The organism is Mycolicibacter heraklionensis (genome assembly GCF_019645815.1).
Lineage (GTDB): Bacteria > Actinomycetota > Actinomycetes > Mycobacteriales > Mycobacteriaceae > Mycobacterium > Mycobacterium heraklionense.
The window spans coordinates 2,142,626-2,158,585 of sequence record NZ_CP080997.1 but is presented as its reverse complement, the minus strand read 5'-3'; the positions used below and the strand labels follow the sequence as shown (position 1 = coordinate 2,158,585).

Genomic DNA, 15,960 nt, shown 5'->3' with positions numbered 1-15,960 from the left:
GGATCCGAATGAACATGAAATCCCTTGCCACGGGTATGGCGGCAGTCGCTGCCATCGGCGCGGCAGCCATAGCTGTGAGCTCCCTGGCAACGCCGGCGCCGGCCGCCGCCGAGGCACCGACGACGGTGTTCTTCGCGCCGCTGCCGTTGGACCCCGCCGCCGCCGTACCAGCGCCGGAGCAGCTGGCCAGTGTGCTCAACACGCTGGCCGACCCCGGTGTCCCCGCCGCCGGCAAGTCCGATCTCGTCGAGGGCGGCCTGGGCCCGGTCGAGAGCGGTGCCATCGACCACCGGCTGCAGAAGGCCCTCAAGAAGGGCGCCCTCCCGCTGTCGATCAGCGTGGCCAACGTCGTGCCGGCCGGCCCCGGAGCGGCCAGCGCCGACGTCACCGCGTCGGGGCCGAAGTTGGAGCCGCACTCGGTGAATCTCACCTTCGTCGACCAGGGTGGCTGGAAGCTCTCCCGGGCTTCGCTGTTGTCGCTGTCGCAGCTGACGTCGAGCTGATCGCAGACCCGTATGTGTAGCCACCGCATCGGCTGGCCCGCCGTCCTCGCGGCGGCGGTGCTGGTGATGTCGGGCTGCGCGGGCCACCAGCCGGCGGAGCCGGTGGCCGAGATTCCGGTGACGTCGACGACGGTGCCTGTCCAGGCGCCGTCGTCGGCCTTGCCGGCGCCCGAGGCGTTGACCGATGTCCTGTACCGGCTGTCGGACCCCGAGGTTCCCGGCGCAGACAAGCTGCCCCTCGTCGAGGGAGCCAAACCCGCCGACGCGGCAACCATCGACAAGTTCGCGACCGCCCTCAGGGACGGCGGATATCTGCCGCTGAACCTCGAGGCCGCCGATCTCGGCTGGTCGGACCGCTACCCGGGCAACGTCACCGCTGACGTCACGGTCAACACGGCCAACCCCGCCGCCGGCACGTTCGCCTTCCCGATGGAGTTCACGCCGAATCACGGCGACTGGCAGCTGTCGCAGGCCACCGCCAAGAGCCTGCTGGCATTCGGCAACGCCCAGGCCGGCAGCACACAGCCGGCGCCACCGCCGCCCTGACCATGTGGATCGGCTGGCTCGAATTCGACCTGCTGCTCGGTGAGGTGCACTCGCTCAAGCAAAAGCGCTCGGTGGTGCGCCCGATCGTCGCGGAGTTGCGGCGCAAGTTCGATGTGTCGGCCGCCGAGACGGGGTCGCCGGATCTGCACCGGCGCAGCGGAATCGGAGTGTCCGCGGTGTCGGGCGACCGCGGGCACCTGGTGGCGATCCTGGACGCGGCGGAACGCTTGGTGGCCGCCCGGCCGGAGATCGAACTGCTGTCGGTGCGCCGGGGGCTGAATCGCAGCGACGACTGAGACCGCAAAATCCCGTCGAAATCGGCACAGCGAACCCGCAGCAAACCGCTGGCGACCGGCGCATACTCCGAGAATGCCCATCGAGCAACGGCTGATCGTCAGCGTCGTTGACGAGATACCGGATTCCATACCGATCATCACCTATCAGCGTGACGATCACTCGTGTAGCGGGGCGTGGTCGCGCCCGAAAGTGCCAGCACTGGTCTTCGCCGACAACTCCCACGACGGGTCCGCGGTGGCCTATCACCACGGCGTGCTCGGCGGCGCGCAGACGCCGGTGCAGCTGGTGTTCTGGGGAGCCTGGTGGAACGGCGCGGGTTCGGCTCAGCGCGGTCTGATCGAATCCCGCACCCAGTCCCTTTTGGCGAGCCGCTATTTCAGTGAGCTGGGGCAGTATTACATCGCCGGCGCCCCGACCTGGCGGGGCTCGCTCACCGTGATCTCCCCCGGTCCGCCGTCGGGTGCGGTGGATTCCACTGTGACGATGCGGCGGGTGCTGGAATTGATCGAGGACTGCATCGACGACGGTGTGTTCCCCGATCCCGACGACGGCCCGCGGATCGCCTTCATTGTCCTGATGCCCCAGGGATTTACGGTGACCGGTGGCGCCGTTGCCGGTGCGCACTCGACGGACTACACGTTCGATTTCCCGTTCGATACGGATCGGTACTGGGCGGGCTGGGTGCGCTACTTCGACCCGGCAACCGAGGACATCGAACTGACGATGTCGACGTTGGGCCACGAGTTGGTGGAAATCCTGACCGATCCCGAGGCAGACGGCTGGCGGCGGGAACCGCTGGACGGCAACTGCGAGATCTGCGACTGGAGCGATTCGACGGTCAGCGGCCGGCAGGTGCGGCAGCGCGCCTGGGTCAACGACGTCCGTGTGCAGTCGTACTGGTCTGTCCGGCACGGGGCCACCGTCCTCCCGATCGATGACGACTACGGCGCGCAACTCGAGGCCAAGGTGACCGAGACCACTCGGCGGGAGGTGTCGCGGGGAACGCTGGTCTCCGACCCCGCGGTCCGCCGTGCCTGCGCGACCATCCCGGCATGCTGCATCGCTGACGACCGCTACGAGTACGTGCTGTACTCGGTGTCCGAGACCGCTCGGATTCGGTTGAACTGGACGCGGTACCGCACGCCCCGCGCCAGCTGGAGCATCCGCGGAATTGCCGTATCGGGTTCCGGCACCGTGCAAGTGACGCTTCCGGTAGACGGGTACAACGGCCAGAACCCGGTGACGGCGGTGCGGCGAGTGAGCGTGGGCTACACCGCGACGGACACCGTGCTGGACCTGACGGTCAACGAGCCCGGCGGCAACTTCGACCTGCCGGTGAGCTGCAGCGTGACCGACACGTCGATCGCGGGGAACGTGGCGACCAATGTGATCGCGACTCCCAGCGTCGTCGTCGGCTTCGTCGGAGCCGACCTGGTCGCCGACGCGAATTACCTCGCCGCGCTGAGCCGCTGCTATAAGGCGATGCTGGACAAGTACAAAGTCGAGTACCAGCCGATGGGACGGCCAGGGCCGGGCGACCCGATCAAGTACGACCCGACGGTGCTCAATATCGGACTACCGGCCTACGCCGGCCTGACCGGACACCAGCAACTGCAGGAAACCGGCAAGCTGATCCGCGCCGCGGCCTACCTGCTCGACTCCGACGACGCCTATGCCTTTGTCGGACATCTTGTTCGGTCGCAGCCGGCGCTGGTGCGCGCCCTGCAAACGCGCACCGAGGCGGACGTGGTGTCTACGTTGCTGACGACGACGTCCTGACCGCTACGGGCGTCCTCGTTTGCGTCCCAGCCGAGTCGGGGTGACGGTGTCCGGCGCCAGCCGGCGGGCGCAGACCAGGAATGCGGTGTGGCCGCGCATCGCGTGCTGGGGGCGAACCGCCAAGCCGACCACGTTCCAGCCGCGCTGCATCGTCTCCCAGGACCGCGGCTCGGTCCAGCACTGCTGCTCGCGCAGCGCCTCGTTCACCTGGGACAACTGGGTGACGGTAGCCACGTAAATCACCAGCACCCCACCGGGGATCAGCACCCGCGACACGGCTTCCAGCACCTCCCAGGGCGCCAGCATGTCCAGCACCACCCGGTCGATCGACGCGTCGGGCAGGTCGCAGTCGGCCACGTCGCCCATCACCAGCCGCCAGTTGTCCGGCTGGTGGCCGAGGAAGGTCTCGACGTTGGCGCGGGCGTGCACGGCGTGGTCGTCGCGCAACTCGTAGGAGATCACCTTGCCCTCCGGCCCGACCGCCCGCAGCAGCGACAGCGTCAGGGCTCCCGACCCCGCCCCGGCTTCGAGCACCCGGGCGCCGGGGAAGATGTCGCCCTCGTGGATGATCTGCGCGGAGTCCTTGGGATAGATCACCTGCGCACCGCGCGGCATCGACATCACGTAGTCGACCAGCAGCGGCCGCAGCACCAGGAACGGGTCGCCGTTGGCGGACTTGACCACGCTGCCGTCGGGCAGCCCGATCACCTCGTCGTGCGGAATGGCCCCGCGGTGGGTGTGGAAGTCACCGCCGGGGACCAGCACCGTGGTGTAGCGGCGCCCCTTGGCGTCGGTGAACTGGGCCCGATCGCCCGCCTGAAAAATCCCGGATTCGGACACAGCCGTCCACCCTACGCAGCGTGTTCGCGAAGGGTTGTCGGTGCATGCCCGTAGGGTTCGCAAGTATGAGCAAGCCTGCGTTATCCCCGTCGCGGGCGGCCGACTTCAAACAGTGCCCGCTGCTGTACCGATTCCGGGCCATTGACCGGCTCCCGGAACCACCTTCGGCAGCGCAACTGCGCGGCTCGGTGGTGCACGGCGCACTGGAGCGGCTCTACGCGCTGCCCGCATCACAGCGCGATCCCGCGACCGCCCGGGAGCTGGTGACCCCGGCCTGGGAGCACCTGATCAGCGCCTCCCCGGGCTTGGGCGCCGGGCTGGACGCCGAGCAGCTCATGGCCGAGGCACGCAGACTGCTGGCCGGCTACTACCGGCTGGAGGACCCCCGCCGGTTCGATCCGCAGAGCTGTGAGCAGCGGGTCGAGGTCGAGCTGACCGACGGCACCCTGCTGCGAGGCTTCGTCGACCGCATCGACGTCTCCGCGACCGGAGCGTTGCGGGTGGTCGACTACAAGACCGGCCGGGCTCCGTCGGCCACCGGGCGGCTGTCCGAGGCCGCCGAATCGAAGGCACTGTTCCAGATGAAGTTCTATGCGGTGGCGCTGCTGCGGTCCCGCGGTGTGCTGCCCGCACGGTTGCGGCTGATCTATCTGGCCGACGGGCAGCTGCTGGACTACTCTCCCGAGCACGCCGAGCTGCTGCGGTTCGAGAAGATCCTGATCGCGATCTGGCAGGCCATCCAAAATGCCGGTGCCACAGGAGATTTCCGTCCCCAGCCGTCACGCTTGTGTGACTGGTGCGCGCACCGCGCACTGTGCCCGGCGTTCGGGGGGACCCCGCCGCCCTACCCCGGCTGGCCGGCCGACAGCGCGGCATGACCGGCAGCTACTACCGACGCGCGGGCGGTTCCGGCCCCGATGACGTGGTCTACGAATCCACTGACCTGACCCGCAGCAACTGGGGCCAACTGCAGCACGGGTCTCCTCCGCTGGCGCTGCTCACCCGCGAGATCGAGCGGCTGCTCGACGGATCGGGTCAGCGGATCGCCCGACTGAGCCTGGACATCCTGGGGGCGATACCGGTGGCCCCGGTGCGGGTTGCGGCCCGAGTCCAGCGGCCGGGCCGGCGGATCGCCCTGCTGGAAGCCGAGATGCTCACCTGCGACGACGACCGGCCAGTGGCACGGCTGAGCGCGTGGGCGCTGGCCACCTCCGACAGCACCGCGGTGGCCTCCGACCGGCACGCGCCACTGACCAGCGGGCCGTCGTTGCCGCCGCCGGAGTGGTTCGCCCAGGCCAGCGGGTATGCCCAGTCGGTGCGCTGGCGTGTCCAACCGGACGCACCCGACGGCACGGCGGTCGCATGGTTGAGTCCGCGGGTGCACCTGGTGGACAGTGAGCCGACCACCGCCCTGCAGCGGCTGGCGATGGTGGTGGACTCCGCGAACGGTGTCGGCGCCGCGCTGGACGTCAACGAGTACATGTTCATGAACACCGACACCGTCGTGCACCTGCACCGGCTGCCGACCGGAGCGGACTTCGGCCTGCGCGCCCGCGCCTCGATCGGGCCGGACGGCGTGGGCGTCACCAGCGCGGAGCTGTTTGACCACGACGGATTCTTCGGAACGTCAGCGCAGGCACTACTGGTGCAGCGGCGCTGACCGGATCAGACCACCGCGGTCAACGCGGCGATCGCGAGTCCGCCCAGCACCGCGATGCTGTCCTCCATCAACGCGATCGGCAGATCGTGGCCGCCGTTGGCGGCGACCAGGCGCTGCCGGATCCCGAAACCGACCAGGGTGCCGATCACCGCACCGATGATGCCCGCGCCGAGCGCAGTCCAGGTGTAGTTCCAGGCCGTGCCGAGCACCGCGCCCGCGAACCCGCCCAGCACGATCCGCGCGGCGAACTGCATCGGCACGGTGCGCGCCGGCGTGCTGGGCAGTTGGTCGGTGATGAACTCACCAACCGCCAGTGCCGTCAGGACGGTGACGGTCGCCGGATGGCTCAGCCACTCGGCCCACGTCCCGTCCAAGTTGATCCACTGCAGGGCTGCGGCCCAGGCCATCACGGCCGGCGCGGTGAACGCGCGCAGTCCGGCAACGGCGCCGATGAACAGCGCGAGCACCAGCACGATGAAATGCGTCACCACTACCTCCCGGGCCAGTCGAGTCGACCACCGGACGCTAACACGGCAACGCCTCAGCTACCGGGACTGTTCAAAATCGGCAGAATCTGATGTCCGAGGCGAGGATCGCCTTGGCCCCGATCGCGGCCAACTCGTCCATGATGGCGTTGACCTCGCGTCGCGGCACCAGCGCGCGTACCGCCGCCCAGTCCGGGTCGGCGAGCGGGGCGATAGTCGGTGACTCCAGACCCGGGGTGATCGCGGTGGCCTGGTCGAGCACCGCTCGCGGGCAGTCGTAGTCCAGCATCAGATACTGCTGCCCGAACACCACGCCCTGCACCCGGGCGGCCAATTGGTCGCGGGCGCTGGCGGTCTGCGCGCTACGACCATTGGCCTCCGCGCCCTCGATCAACACCGCTTCCGAATCGCAGAGCGACTCACCGAAAGCCACCAGTCCGTGCTGGCGCAGGGTGCGCCCGGAACCCACCACGTCGGCGATCGCGTCGGCCACCCCCAGCTGGATCGAGATCTCCACCGCCCCGTCGAGCCGGATGACGGTGGCCTCGATTCCCTTGCCGGCCAGATCCTTGCGGACCAGATTCGGGTAGGCGGTCGCGATCCGCTTGCCGGCGAGGTCCGCGGCGACCCAGTCCCGCCCGGCCGGAGCGGCGTAGCGGAACCGCGAAGAGCCGAAACCCAGCGCCAACCGCTCGGCCACCGGCGCCCCGGACTCGGCCGCCAGATCCCGTCCGGTGATCCCGAAGTCGAGTTCCCCCGACCCGACGTAGATGGCGATGTCCTTGGGCCGCAGGAAGAAGAACTCGACCTTGTTGGCCGGATCGATGACCGTCAGGTCCTTGGCGTCGGTACGGCTGCGGTAGCCGGCCTCCGACAGCATCGCCGCGGCAGCCTCACTGAGCGCCCCCTTGTTGGGGACGGCGACACGCAACATGCTCACAGCTTCCCGTAGACGTCGGACAGCGTCAGCCCGCGCGAGATCATCAGCACCTGGGTCCAATACATCAGCTGGCTGATCTCCTCGGCCAGGTCCTCGTCGGACTGGTGTTCGGCGGCCAGCCACACCTCGCCGGCCTCCTCCAGGATCTTCTTGCCGATCGTGTGCACACCGGCATCCAGCGCCGCCACGGTGCCGCTGCCGGCCGGCCGGGTCGCGGCACGCTCACCGAGCTCGGCGAACAGCTCCTCGAAGGTCTTCACGAGCAGCGATTGTTTCATGTCCGGTCAGGGGCGGTCACGGCAGTTTCGCTCCGCGAGTGTTCGGCTACCGCCGCGAGCGTGCACAGATGTACAGGTTTTACGGCGTGTCGGCGTGCAGACGCGCACGCTCGCCGGAGGACGGGGCCAGCTGGGCGCAGATTTCGTGCAGGTCACTCAGCCCCAGCCCGGTCAGGGACTGCACGTGGTGGCGCCGGGCGCCGGCCGGCACCGGCACCGCATTGGGCACCACCAGCACCGCGCAACCGGCCGCCTCGGCCGCAGCCGCACCCGTCGGCGAGTCCTCCACGGCCAGACACCGGCGCGGATCCAGGTTCAGCAGCTTGGCGGCACGCAGGTAGGGATCCGGCGCCGGTTTGCCCGAGGGCACCTCGTCACCGCAGACCACGGCTGCGAAATAGTGCCGGCCAATGCTGCCCAGCGCCCGCTCGGCCAGCATCCGCGGGGTGTTGGTCACCAGGGCCGTCGGCATCGCCGCGGCGGCCAGCTCGTCGAGCAGCTCCCGGGCGCCGTCGCACCAGGGCAGGCCCGCGTCGAACAGCTCACCGGTGTAGTCGTGCAGCCAGCGCGCCGAGGCCGCCATGGCCGCCGGATCGAGCGGCAGCCCCAGGTCGTCGTAGACGATCCGCATGGTGTTCTCCGCGCAGCCGCCGACCGTTGACGCCCGGACCTCCGGAGTCAGCACCCCGCCGAGGCGGTCGTAGAGGGCGTCCATCGCGACGTCCCACAGCTTCTCGGAGTCGACCAGGGTGCCGTCCATGTCGCACAACACCGCGCGTAACACCGCCAACTGAGCTCAGTCCTCCGGGTTGTAGCCGAGGTTGGAGGCGAGCCAGCGCTCAGCTTCGGCCAGGGTCCAGCCCTTGCGCTTCGCGTAGTCGGCGACCTGGTCCTGGGCTAACCGGCCGATCACGAAGTACTGCGACTGCGGGTGCGAGAAGTACAAGCCGCTGACGGCGGCACCGGGCCACATCGCCATCGACTCAGTCAGCTCGATGCGGGTCCGCTCGTGGACGTCCATCAACTTCCAGATCGTCGCCTTCTCGGTGTGCTCCGGGCAGGCCGGGTAGCCCGGGGCAGGACGGATGCCCTGATACTTCTCGGCGATCAGCGCATCGTTGTCCAACTGCTCATCGGGCTGGAATCCCCAGAACTCCTTGCGAACCCGCTGATGCATCCGTTCGGCGAAGGCCTCCGCCAGCCGGTCGGCGACCGACTCCAGCAGGATCGCGCTGTAGTCGTCGAGGTCTGCCTTGAACTCCGCGATCTTCTCGCCGCTACCGAGGCCCGCCGTGACGGCAAAGGCGCCGATATAGTCCGCCAGACCCGTCTCTTTGGGGGCGATGTAGTCGCCCAGCGACCGGTTCGGGATGCCGGCCCGGTGCTCGCCCTGCTGGCGCAGGTTGTGGAACATCGTCAGCACCTCGGTACGGGTCTCGTCGGTGTAGACCTCGACGTCGTCGCCGACCGCGTTCGCCGGGAAGAACCCGATCACCGCGTTGGCCGTCAGCCACTTCTCCTCGATCAGGGTGTCGAGCATCTGCTGCGCGTCGTTGTACAGCTTGCGGGCAGCCTCGCCCGAAGCCGGGTTGTTGAGGATGTCGGGGAAGCGCCCCTTCATCTCCCAGGCGTTGAAAAACGGCTGCCAGTCGATGAACTCGCGCAACTCAGCGAGGTCGTAGTCAAGAAACTCCCGTACGCCGAGACCCTGGGCGGGTACCGGTGGCGTGTAGCCGTCCCACTCGATCGGCGTCCGGTTCGCGCGGGCCTTCTCCAGCGGCACCATCGGCCGCTCGTTCTTCTGAGCGTGCCGTTCCCGCAGGGACGCGTAGTCGGCCGCGGTCGACTCCAGCAGCGCCGGCCGCTGCCTGTCGTCGAGCAGCGCGGCCGCGACCGGAACGGAACGCGAGGCATCTTTGACCCAGACCACCGGACCGCTGCGACGCGGCGCAATCTTCACGGCCGTGTGGGCACGCGAAGTGGTCGCGCCGCCGATCAGCAGGGGGATCTCCAGGCCTTCACGCTCCATCTCGGCGGCGAAGCCCGCCATCTCCTCCAGCGACGGGGTGATCAGGCCGGAGAGGCCGACGATGTCGGCGTTGTATTCCTTGGCCGCAGCCAGGATCTTCTCGGCAGGCACCATCACACCGAGGTCGACGACGGTGTAGTTGTTGCACTGCAGCACGACCCCGACGATGTTCTTGCCGATGTCGTGGACGTCGCCCTTCACGGTCGCCATCACGATCGTGCCGTTGGTGTGCTCGGCTTCACCGGGCTGCTTCTCCGCCTCGATATACGGCAGCAGGTACGCCACGGCCTTCTTCATCACCCGGGCCGACTTCACCACCTGGGGCAGGAACATCTTGCCCGCGCCGAAGAGGTCGCCGACCACGTTCATACCGTCCATCAGCGGGCCCTCGATCACCTCGATCGGGCGACCGCCCGCGGCGGCGATCTCGGCCCGCAGCTCCTCGGTGTCGGTCTCTACGTCGGCGTCGATGCCCTTGACCAGGGCGTGCGTGATCCGCTCGCGAACCGGGAGGCTGCGCCATTCGGCCGCAGCGGTATCTTCAGCCTTCTCCGCGGAGTTGAACCGTTCGGCGATCTCCAGCAGCCGCTCGGCGGCATCGGGGCGCCGGTTCAGCACGACGTCCTCGATGCGGTCCCGCAACTCGGCGTCGATCGAGTCATAGGGCACCAACGCCCCGGCGTTGACAATGCCCATGTCCAGGCCGGCCTTGATGGCGTGGAACAGGAACACCGCGTGGATCGCCTCGCGGACCGGGTTGTTGCCCCGGAACGAGAACGACACGTTCGAGATGCCGCCGGAGATGTGCACCCCGGGAAGGTTCTCCTTGATCCAGGCGCAGGCCTCGATGAAGTCGATCCCGTAGGTCGCGTGCTCCTCGATGCCAGTCGCCAGCGCGAAGCAGTTCGGGTCGAAGATGATGTCCTCGGCCGGGAACCCGACCTGCTCGGTCAGGATCCGGTAGGCGCGTCCGCAGATCTCCTTGCGGCGCTCCAGGTTGTCGGCCTGCCCCTGCTCGTCGAAGGCCATCACGACCACGGCGGCGCCGTACTTGCGGCACAGCCGGGCCTCGCGGATGAACTTCTCCTCGCCCTCCTTCATGGAGATCGAGTTGACGATCGGTTTGCCCTGCACGTTCTTCAGGCCCGCTTCGATGACCTCCCATTTGGACGAGTCGATCATCACCGGCACGCGGCTGATGTCCGGCTCGGACGCAATCAGTTTGGTGAACCGGTCCATCGCGGCGACGCCGTCGATCATGCCTTCGTCCATGTTGATGTCGATGACCTGCGCACCGACCTCGACCTGCTGCAGCGCGACCGACAGCGCGGTGTCGTAGTCCTCGGCCTTGATCAGGTTGCGGAACCGGGCGGAGCCGGTGATGTTGGTGCGCTCACCGATATTCACGAACAGGGAGTCGTCGGTGATGTTGAGCGGTTCCAGACCCGACAGGCGGGTGGCCACCTCGATGGTGGGCAGCTCGCGCGGCGGCTTGCCCTCTACGACCTTGGCGATCTCGGCGATGTGCGCCGGCGCCGTTCCACAGCAACCCCCGACCATGTTGACCAGGCCCGCGTCGGCGAAGTCCGCGATGTAGGAGGCCTGAGCCTCCGGCGACTCGTCGTACTCGCCGAATGCGTTGGGCAGGCCGGCGTTCGGGTAGCAGGAGATGTAGGTGTCCGCGATCCGCGCCATCTCGGCGATGTACGGCCGCATCTCCGGCGCGCCCAAGGCGCAGTTGAGGCCCACCGCGATCGGCTTCGCGTGCCGGATCGAGTTCCAGAACGCCTCGGTGACCTGACCCGACAACGTACGCCCGGAGGCATCGGTGATGGTGCCGGAGATGATGACCGGCCAGCGTCGTCCGCGTTCCTCGAACAGCGTCTCGACGGCGAACACCGCTGCCTTGGCGTTCAGCGAGTCGAAGATCGTCTCGATGAGGAGGATGTCCGCGCCACCGTCGACCAGGCCGTTGGCGGCTTCGAGGTAGGCGGCGACCAGCTGGTCGTAGGAGACGTTGCGGGCACCGGGGTCGTTGACGTCCGGTGAGATCGACGCCGTCCGCGTCGTCGGCCCGAGCGTACCGGCCACGTAGCGAGGCTTCTCGGCAGTGCGGTATTCGTCTGCCGCCTTGCGGGCCAGGGCGGCACCGGCATAGTTCAGCTCATAGCTGAAGTCCGCCATGTCGTAGTCGGCGAGCGAGACCGCGTTCGCGTTGAACGTGTTGGTCTCCAGGATGTCGGCGCCCGCCTCGAGGTACTCGCGGTGGATGCCTTCGATGATCTGTGGTTGCGTCAGGGTGAGCAGGTCGTTGTTGCCCTGCAGCGCGGTCGGCCACTCGGTGAACCGGTCGCCGCGGTAGCCGGCCTCGTCCGGGCGGTCCCGCTGAATCGCCGTGCCCATCGCGCCGTCGATCACCATGATTCGCCGGCTCAGAGCAGCCGTCAGCTCGTCGGTGCAGTCAGGCCGGATGTTGGGCGCGAAGATTTCGGCCTCGGGGGCGGTCATGCGGGCTCCTTCCGTGGCGGAAGGCGTCCTTAACTCTGCCGAGCGTGGCGGTTACCGGCGGGACCGGCGAACCGTTGCAACGCCTCTCGACGGGGAAAAGTCTACGTGGTCGCCCAGCGTCGGGTTGAATGCCCCGACGAACAAGCCGACTCAGCCGGTCTGTGGGACCCGTGATCTTTGTGCAGGCCTTACCCTGGCCTTGTGACCCGACCGGATGACGGCGCTGCCCTTCCCGAACTGCACGACACCATCGTCGTGGCCGCGTTCGAGGGCTGGAATGATGCCGGCGACGCGGCCAGCGACGCCGTGCAGCATCTCAACAACATCTGGGAGGCCCGGCTGATCGTCGAGATCGACGACGAGGCCTACTACGACTACCAGGTGAATCGGCCGGTGATCCGCCAGCTCGACGGCGTCACCCGGGAGCTGGTCTGGCCGTCGATGCACATTTCGCACTGCCGCCCGCCGGGCAGCGACCGCGACATCGTGCTGATGCATGGAGTCGAGCCGAACATGCGCTGGCGGTCGTTCTGCGCCGAGCTGCTGGCGGTGATCGAACAACTCGACGTCGACACGGTGGTGATCCTGGGCGCACTGCTGGCCGACACCCCCCACACCCGCCCGGTGCCGGTGTCGGGGGCGGCGTACTCGGCGGAGTCGGCCACCCGCTTCGGGTTGACCGAGACCCGCTACGAGGGCCCGACCGGAATCACCGGGGTGTTCCAGGACGCCTGCGTGGCGGCCGGGATTCCGGCGGTCACCTTCTGGGCGGCGGTGCCGCACTACGTCTCGCAGCCACCCAACCCCAAGGCAACGGTCGCCCTGCTGCGCCGCGTCGAGGACGCCCTGGACATCGAGGTTCCGCTGGGCGACCTGCCGGCCCAAGCCGAGGAGTGGGAGCTGGCGGTCAGCGAGATGGCCAGCGAGGACGACGAAATCGCCGACTACGTGGCCTCCTTGGAGGAACGCGGCGACGCCGAGGTCGACATGACCGAGGCACTGAACAAGATCGACGGCGACGCGCTGGCCGCCGAGTTCGAGCGCTACCTGCGGCGCCGGCGGCGCTGAGCCGCCGGGCTCACGCGGGCTACTTTTCTTTTTCCCGGGCCTCGTTGTAGGCACTGGTGGAACGGCCCAGCGCGGCGACTTCGGCGTCCATCTTCGGGACGATGGTGGCGGCTCCCTTGATGAACGGGCCTTCCACCGGCCGCAGCGTCAGCACCGGCTTGAGCCAGCGGAACACCCCCACCCAGCCGGGGCAGTAGACGCGGCGACGGCGGCCCTCGATGCCGGCGACGAAGGCGTCGACACATTTGTCGACCGAGGTGGTCTTGTTCAGCGGCCACGGCAGCTTGGCCAGCATCTCGCCGAAGGCCCCCAGGTCGGCCTTGGTGTCGCGAACCAAGGGAGTGTCGATCCAGGCCATGTGCGCCGAGCCGACCTCCACGCCCTGGTAGGCGACCTCCTGGCGCAGCGCACTGGCGAAGTGCTCAACCCCGGCCTTGGCCACGTCGTAGGAGGCCATCCCGGCCAGCGGACTGAACGCCGCCAGCGAGGACACCACCAGCACATAGCCGCGACGCTCGATGACCGCCGGCAGCGCGGCCCGCACGGTGTTGAACACCCCCATCACGTCGACGTCGATCACCCGCTTGAACGTCTCGGGGTCCACGTTCAGCACCGACCCGTAGCTGGCGATGCCGGCGTTGGCGACGACGGTGTCGATGCCGCCGAACCGCTGCTCGGCCTGCGCGACCACCGACTGCATTGCGGCCAGATCCCGCACGTCGGCGACGGCGGTCAGCACCCGGTCACCGAGGTCATCGGCCAGCTTGTTGAGGGCGGCCGCATCCAGGTCGGTCACCACCACCGAGGCGCCCTGGGAGTGCAGCCGGCGGGCCAGCTGCTCGCCGATACCGTGCGCGCCACCGGTGATGAAAACGACTTGGGAGTGAATCGAAGACATGCGCTCAACCTACCCCCGCCGTGGGTGGCCTACAGCGCCACTCCCAGCAGCGCATCGACCGCGGTGGCCACCAGCCGCGGTGCGCTCGTGTCGTGACCGCCGTACTCCAGCGCGTCGGTCGTCCAGCCGTCCAACGCGGCCAGCGCCTTGACGGTGTCCAGGTCATCGGCGAGATAGCGACGGACCCGGGCGATGACGTCGTCGGCAGCCGGTCCGGCCGGTAGCGCCGTCGCGGCCCGCCAGCGGTCCAGCCTCGCCTCGGCCGCCGCGAGGGTCGCGTCGTCCCAGAACCGGTCGCTGCGGTAGTGCTCGGCCAGCAGGCCCAGCCGGATCGCGGCCGGCTCGGTTCCCTGGGCGCGCAACTTCGACACCAGCACCAGGTTGCCGCGACTCTTGGACATCTTGTGGCCGTCCCAGCCGATCATCCCGGCGTGCACGTAGTGCCGAGCGAAACGGCGCTCCCCCGTGAGGGATTCGGCGTGTGCGGCGGAGAACTCGTGGTGCGGGAAGACCAGATCGGAGCCGCCGCCCTGGATGTCGAGACCCGAGCCGATCCGGCTCAGCGCGATCGCGGCGCACTCGACATGCCAACCCGGCCGGCCCGTCCCGAACGGCGCCGGCCAACTGGGCTCACCCGGGCGGGCGGCGCGCCACAGCAGGGCGTCGAGCGGATCGGCCTTGCCGGCCCGATCCGGGTCGCCGCCGCGCTCGGCGAACAGTTCCAGCATGGTGGCGCGGTCGAACCCGGATTCGTAGCCGAACTGCTCGGTGGCGTCGGCGCGGAAGTAGATGTCGGGATAGTCGGCGTCGACGATGTAGGCCGACCCGGCGGCCAGCATCTTCTCGACGAGCTCGACCACCTCTGCTATGGCCTCGGTGGCCGCCACGTAGTCCCGCGGCGGCAGCACCCGCAACGCGGTCATGTCGGCGCCGAACAGCTCGACCTGACTGGCCGCCAGCGCCTGCCACTGCACCCCGTCTCGCTCGGCGCGCTCAAGCAGCGGGTCGTCGACGTCGGTGACGTTCTGCACGTAGTTCACCTGATGGCCGGCGTCGAGCCAGATCCGGTGAATCAGGTCGAACACCAGATAGGTGGCGGCGTGGCCCAGGTGCGTGGCGTCGTAGGGCGTGATGCCGCAGACGTACATGCTGGCCGTCGGGCCCGGCGACACCGGGCGCACCTGCCGGTCGGCGGTGTCATAGAGGCGCAGCGCCGGGCCGCGCCCGGGCAGGACCGGAACGGTCGGCGCGGACCACGATTGCATGTCCACGACTGTAAAGCCCCGCCTCTACAGCACCGTTCGCCGCATCGCGTCCAGCAGGATCGGCGCCACATCGGGCCGGCACATCAGCAGGTCGGGCAGGTAGGGGTCGGGGCGGTTGTAGCGCAACGGCGACCCGTCGATTCGGGACGCGTGCAGCCCCGCCGCCAGCACCACCCCGGCCGGGGCAGCCGAATCCCACTCCCACTGCCCGCCGGCGTGCAGGTAGGCGTCCACGTCGCCGCGCACCACGGCCATCGCCTTGGCGCCCGCCGAACCCATCAGCACCGGCTCCACCGGCAACACCTCGCGGATGAGCCGTACCACCGCGGGCATCCGGGAGGCGCTGACCGCGACCCGAATGGTGTCCGGCGGCCCGGTCGGCGGGGCGGGCCGGGCGACCGTGTCGGTGCGGAAGACGACGTTGCTTCTGTTGTCGTAGGCCGGCAGGGACACCGCGGCGTCGGTGATGGCGCCAAAGCCGTCGGCTCCGCCCCGCTGCCACAGCGCGATGTGCACCGCCCAGTCGTCGCGTCCCGGCGTGGTGAACTCCCGGGTGCCGTCCAGCGGGTCGACGATCCAGACCCGGTCTGCCCGCAGCCGGGCCAGGTTGTCCGGTGATTCCTCGCTGAGCACCGCGTCTGACGGGCGTGCGTCGCGCAGTCGGCGGATGATCAGCTGGTTCGCGCGGCCGTCGCCGGTGTCGCCCAGGTGCCACGGCTGGGCGAAGCCCACCTCGTCACGCACCGCCAGCAAGAGCTTTCCGGCCTCGACTGCCAGTTCGGCGGCCAGCGCCGCGTCGGTCAGCGTCACGTCTGGCAGTATCCCCGACGGCGGGCGGGGCCGGATTCGCGAGTGCGGCTAGCG

General features: G+C 68.9%; 16 protein-coding genes. 7 read left to right on the top strand and 9 right to left on the bottom strand.

Features of this window, described 5'->3' with window-relative positions:
- The first annotated feature begins 8 nt into the window (after positions 1-8).
- The 4 genes from K3U94_RS10095 to K3U94_RS10080 all read left to right on the top strand — a co-directional run bounded on the left by K3U94_RS10095 (position 9) and on the right by K3U94_RS10080 (position 3,125).
- Positions 9-503, top strand: coding sequence for an MTB12 family secreted protein (locus tag K3U94_RS10095; protein ID WP_220696373.1), 495 nt, complete (start codon positions 9-11; stop codon positions 501-503).
- A 12-nt stretch (positions 504-515) separates the two neighbouring features.
- Positions 516-1,049 carry a lipoprotein LppK gene (lppK, locus tag K3U94_RS10090; RefSeq protein ID WP_220696372.1) on the top strand — a complete coding sequence of 178 codons (534 nt, stop codon included), beginning with the start codon at positions 516-518 and terminating at the stop codon, positions 1,047-1,049.
- 2 nt (positions 1,050-1,051) lie between these two features.
- Positions 1,052-1,345, top strand: coding sequence for a DUF503 domain-containing protein (locus K3U94_RS10085; RefSeq protein WP_047321353.1), 294 nt, complete (start codon positions 1,052-1,054; stop codon positions 1,343-1,345).
- A gap of 73 nt (positions 1,346-1,418) precedes the next feature.
- Positions 1,419-3,125, top strand: a complete 1,707-nt coding sequence (locus K3U94_RS10080) for a hypothetical protein (RefSeq protein WP_220696371.1) — start codon at positions 1,419-1,421, stop codon at positions 3,123-3,125.
- A 3-nt stretch (positions 3,126-3,128) separates the two neighbouring features.
- Here the strand turns inward: K3U94_RS10080 and K3U94_RS10075 are convergent, their stop codons facing one another.
- On the bottom strand, positions 3,129-3,965 hold the full coding sequence (locus K3U94_RS10075) for a tRNA (adenine-N1)-methyltransferase (protein WP_220696370.1): 837 nt from the start codon (positions 3,963-3,965) through the stop codon (positions 3,129-3,131).
- A 65-nt stretch (positions 3,966-4,030) separates the two neighbouring features.
- Here K3U94_RS10075 and K3U94_RS10070 point away from each other — a divergent pair, with 65 nt between their 5' ends.
- Entirely contained in the window at positions 4,031-4,843 is an 813-nt protein-coding gene (locus K3U94_RS10070; protein ID WP_220696369.1) for a RecB family exonuclease, read from the top strand.
- Positions 4,840-5,625 (top strand): thioesterase family protein, encoded by a 786-nt coding sequence (locus K3U94_RS10065; RefSeq protein WP_220696368.1) that lies wholly within the window; start codon positions 4,840-4,842, stop codon positions 5,623-5,625. The genes K3U94_RS10070 and K3U94_RS10065 overlap by 4 nt, the downstream gene beginning before the upstream one ends.
- A gap of 5 nt (positions 5,626-5,630) precedes the next feature.
- Here the strand turns inward: K3U94_RS10065 and K3U94_RS10060 are convergent, their stop codons facing one another.
- The 5 genes from K3U94_RS10060 to metH all read right to left on the bottom strand — a co-directional run bounded on the left by K3U94_RS10060 (position 5,631) and on the right by metH (position 11,865).
- Positions 5,631-6,113: a DUF4126 family protein gene (locus K3U94_RS10060; RefSeq protein WP_047321368.1), complete on the bottom strand. Its 483-nt coding sequence runs from the start codon at positions 6,111-6,113 to the stop codon at positions 5,631-5,633.
- 70 nt (positions 6,114-6,183) lie between these two features.
- Positions 6,184-7,044, bottom strand: coding sequence for an ATP phosphoribosyltransferase (gene hisG / locus K3U94_RS10055; RefSeq protein ID WP_220696367.1), 861 nt, complete (start codon positions 7,042-7,044; stop codon positions 6,184-6,186).
- 2 nt (positions 7,045-7,046) lie between these two features.
- The gene (locus K3U94_RS10050; protein WP_046284100.1) at positions 7,047-7,328 is read right to left on the bottom strand and encodes a phosphoribosyl-ATP diphosphatase; all 282 of its coding nucleotides are present in this window, start codon (positions 7,326-7,328) and stop codon (positions 7,047-7,049) included.
- A 79-nt stretch (positions 7,329-7,407) separates the two neighbouring features.
- A complete protein-coding gene (locus tag K3U94_RS10045; protein ID WP_220696366.1) occupies positions 7,408-8,118 on the bottom strand; it encodes an HAD family hydrolase in 711 nt (236 codons plus the stop codon).
- A gap of 6 nt (positions 8,119-8,124) precedes the next feature.
- Entirely contained in the window at positions 8,125-11,865 is a 3,741-nt protein-coding gene (gene metH / locus K3U94_RS10040) for a methionine synthase (RefSeq protein ID WP_220696365.1), read from the bottom strand.
- Between the two features lie 201 nt (positions 11,866-12,066).
- Here metH and K3U94_RS10035 point away from each other — a divergent pair, with 201 nt between their 5' ends.
- Entirely contained in the window at positions 12,067-12,933 is an 867-nt protein-coding gene (locus K3U94_RS10035) for a PAC2 family protein (RefSeq protein ID WP_220696364.1), read from the top strand.
- Between the two features lie 19 nt (positions 12,934-12,952).
- Here K3U94_RS10035 and K3U94_RS10030 read toward each other — a convergent pair whose 3' ends face one another.
- From K3U94_RS10030 to K3U94_RS10020, 3 genes are read right to left on the bottom strand one after another with little or no spacing between them, the layout of a single operon-like run.
- A complete protein-coding gene (locus K3U94_RS10030; RefSeq protein ID WP_220696363.1) occupies positions 12,953-13,831 on the bottom strand; it encodes an SDR family oxidoreductase in 879 nt (292 codons plus the stop codon).
- Positions 13,832-13,860: 29 nt separating this feature from the next.
- Positions 13,861-15,096, bottom strand: coding sequence for a cysteine--1-D-myo-inosityl 2-amino-2-deoxy-alpha-D-glucopyranoside ligase (gene mshC, locus K3U94_RS10025; RefSeq protein ID WP_220696362.1), 1,236 nt, complete (start codon positions 15,094-15,096; stop codon positions 13,861-13,863).
- 24 nt (positions 15,097-15,120) lie between these two features.
- Positions 15,121-15,906 (bottom strand): 3'(2'),5'-bisphosphate nucleotidase CysQ, encoded by a 786-nt coding sequence (locus tag K3U94_RS10020; RefSeq protein ID WP_220696361.1) that lies wholly within the window; start codon positions 15,904-15,906, stop codon positions 15,121-15,123.
- Between the last annotated feature and the right edge of the window lie 54 nt (positions 15,907-15,960).

Excerpts from the sequence above, each read along its gene's own strand:
- K3U94_RS10050 (WP_046284100.1), bottom strand. The coding sequence starts at position 7,328 with ATGAAACAATCGCTGCTCGTGAAGACCTTCGAGGAGCTGTTCGCCGAG.
- mshC (WP_220696362.1), bottom strand. The coding sequence starts at position 15,096 with ATGCAATCGTGGTCCGCGCCGACCGTTCCGGTCCTGCCCGGGCGCGGC.
- hisG (WP_220696367.1), bottom strand. The coding sequence starts at position 7,044 with ATGTTGCGTGTCGCCGTCCCCAACAAGGGGGCGCTCAGTGAGGCTGCC.
- K3U94_RS10080 (WP_220696371.1), top strand. The coding sequence starts at position 1,419 with ATGCCCATCGAGCAACGGCTGATCGTCAGCGTCGTTGACGAGATACCG.
- K3U94_RS10065 (WP_220696368.1), top strand. The coding sequence starts at position 4,840 with ATGACCGGCAGCTACTACCGACGCGCGGGCGGTTCCGGCCCCGATGAC.
- metH (WP_220696365.1), bottom strand. The coding sequence starts at position 11,865 with ATGACCGCCCCCGAGGCCGAAATCTTCGCGCCCAACATCCGGCCTGAC.
- K3U94_RS10095 (WP_220696373.1), top strand. The coding sequence starts at position 9 with ATGAACATGAAATCCCTTGCCACGGGTATGGCGGCAGTCGCTGCCATC.
- K3U94_RS10030 (WP_220696363.1), bottom strand. The coding sequence starts at position 13,831 with ATGTCTTCGATTCACTCCCAAGTCGTTTTCATCACCGGTGGCGCGCAC.
- K3U94_RS10070 (WP_220696369.1), top strand. The coding sequence starts at position 4,031 with ATGAGCAAGCCTGCGTTATCCCCGTCGCGGGCGGCCGACTTCAAACAG.
- K3U94_RS10085 (WP_047321353.1), top strand. The coding sequence starts at position 1,052 with ATGTGGATCGGCTGGCTCGAATTCGACCTGCTGCTCGGTGAGGTGCAC.
- lppK (WP_220696372.1), top strand. The coding sequence starts at position 516 with ATGTGTAGCCACCGCATCGGCTGGCCCGCCGTCCTCGCGGCGGCGGTG.